Source organism: Microbacterium sp. K41, from assembly GCF_004794395.1.
GTDB classification, from domain to species: domain Bacteria; phylum Actinomycetota; class Actinomycetes; order Actinomycetales; family Microbacteriaceae; genus Microbacterium; species Microbacterium sufflavum.
This window is the reverse complement of sequence record NZ_SSDO01000112.1, coordinates 1-2,049: the sequence shown is the minus strand read 5'-3', so window position 1 is coordinate 2,049 and position 2,049 is coordinate 1. Positions and strand designations below refer to the sequence as shown.

Annotated in this window: 3 protein-coding genes; 2 read left to right on the top strand and 1 reads right to left on the bottom strand. The window is 71.6% G+C overall.

Features of this window, described 5'->3' with window-relative positions; all coding sequences use genetic code 11:
• Nucleotides 1-520 (bottom strand): MgtC/SapB family protein (locus DW309_RS02285; protein ID WP_136044439.1); only part of this gene is annotated, 520 nt, incomplete at its 3' end.
• A gap of 172 nt (nt 521-692) precedes the next feature.
• Here DW309_RS02285 and DW309_RS02280 point away from each other — a divergent pair.
• A complete protein-coding gene (locus DW309_RS02280; RefSeq protein ID WP_136033361.1) occupies nt 693-1,454 on the top strand; it encodes a GntR family transcriptional regulator in 762 nt (253 codons plus the stop codon).
• A gap of 63 nt (nt 1,455-1,517) precedes the next feature.
• The coding region (locus DW309_RS02275) for a bifunctional 4-hydroxy-2-oxoglutarate aldolase/2-dehydro-3-deoxy-phosphogluconate aldolase (RefSeq protein WP_136044438.1) at nt 1,518-2,049 on the top strand (532 nt) is incomplete at its 3' end.

Below are 2,049 nucleotides of genomic sequence, written 5' to 3'. Positions count from 1 at the left end.
CGGCCGCCGCCAGCACCTCGCGCAGCGCGCCGCGGTCGGCCTCGTACTGCAGGGTCACGCGCAGGCGCTCGGGCTCGGGGCGCACGCGGTCGCGCAGCCGCGACAGCGGGCCGACCGTGAGGAGATGAAGACCCGTGCCCGCGATCGCGAGCAGGGGCATGTTCGCCCCGCAGGCCATGCCGATCGCCGCGACCACCCAGATGGTCGCGGCCGAGGTGAGCCCGGACACGGCGTTGTTGCGCACGAAGATCACGCCGGCGCCGAGGAACCCGATCCCCGACACCACCTGCGCCGCGATGCGCGAGGGATCGACGGCCACCTCCGGCCCGAGCACGCCCTCGAAGCCGTAGGCCGAGATGAGGGTGAAGATGGCCGAGCCCAGGCCCACCAGCACGTGCGTGCGCAGCCCGGCGTTCTTCTGCTTGCGGGAGCGCTCGACACCCACGGCCAGCGAGAGCACGAACGCCAGCCCGAGGAGCCCGAGCTCGACGAGCAGGTGGGGATCCCACCCGAAGCTCACGCTGCTCCCGTCATGTCAGCACAATAGCACTTTAAGCATCTTGGAGGTCACCCGCGGCGCCGTCGTGCGCGGGCGCGGCCGGGATCCGCGGAATACTGCGCCTCGACGCCGTCTGGAGTCGCTCGTATGATTGTCGCTACAATGTGACTCCCCAACCCAGAGCGGAGCATCCATGGCCGATGTCGTCACCCCCTGGCCCCACGAGCTCTTCGCGGACATCGACCGCACGGGGCCCGTCCCGCTCTACTTCCAGGTGTCCACACGACTCCAGAGCGCGATCCAGTCCGGCGCGATCCCCGCGGGCGCCCGCCTGGAGAACGAGGTCTCGATCGCGGAGCAGCTCGGACTCTCCCGCCCCACGATCCGCCGCGCCATCCAGGAGCTCGTCGACAAGGGCCTGCTCGTGCGCCGCCGCGGCATCGGCACCCAGGTGGTGCAGGGCTCGGTCACGCGGCAGGTCGAGCTGACCAGCCTGTACGAAGACCTGCAGAGCGCGAACCACGAGCCGGGCACGCAGGTGCTGACCCACGAGATCATCCCCGCGACCGACGAGGTGGCCCTCGCGCTCGGGCTCGAGCCCGGCACCGAGGTGCTGCATCTGCGCCGCAGACGAAGCACCGACGGCGTCGCGGTCGCGGTGCTCGAGAACTACCTCCCGCGCGAGCTGGCCGACATCTCGACCGAGCAGCTGGAGTCGCGCGGCCTCTATCAGGTGCTCCGCGCCCGGGGCGTCGCGATCCGCATCGCGAAGCAGAAGATCGGCGCCCGCCGCGCGGAAGACGACGAGCCGGAGCTGCTGGAGATCGAGGCGGGCGGCCCCGTGCTCACGATGGAGCGCATCTCGTTCGACCAGTCCGGCGCCGCGATCGAGTTCGGCCACCACTGCTACCGCCCCGACCTCTACAGCTTCGAGACGACGCTCGTCGCCAAGTAGCACAACTTGTAATGACAAGTTGTGGTGCGGAAGAATGGACGCATCCCTCGATCAAGGAGCGCCATGTCCGACCGTCTCGCCCGCGCCCGCACCACCGGCGTCCTCGCCGTCCTCCGCGCCCCCTCGCCCGAACTCGCCCTGGAGGCCTCGGAGGCGATCATCCGGGGTGGAGTGACCGGCATCGAGGTCACCTACTCCACGCCCGACGCCCCGGCCGTGATCCGCGAGCTGATCGCCCGCCACGGTGACGCCGCCTACATCGGCGCCGGAACCGTGACGACCCCCGCGCAGGCCGCGCAGGCCGCCGACGCCGGGGCCGAGTTCCTGGTGAGCCCCGGCACGCTCCCGGCCCTCACCCGCGCGATGCTCGACACCGGCCGCGTCGTGATGACCGGCGCCCTCACGCCCACCGAGGTCATGGGCGCGCTCGAGCTCGGCGTCGACGTCGTGAAGATCTTCCCCGCCTCGCTCGGCGGCCCGGCCTACCTCGGCGCTCTCCGCGGCCCGTTCCCCGACGCCCCGCTCATGCCCACCGGCGGCGTCAAGCCCGACAACCTCGCCGACTGGTACGCCGCGGGCGCGGTCGCGGTGGGCG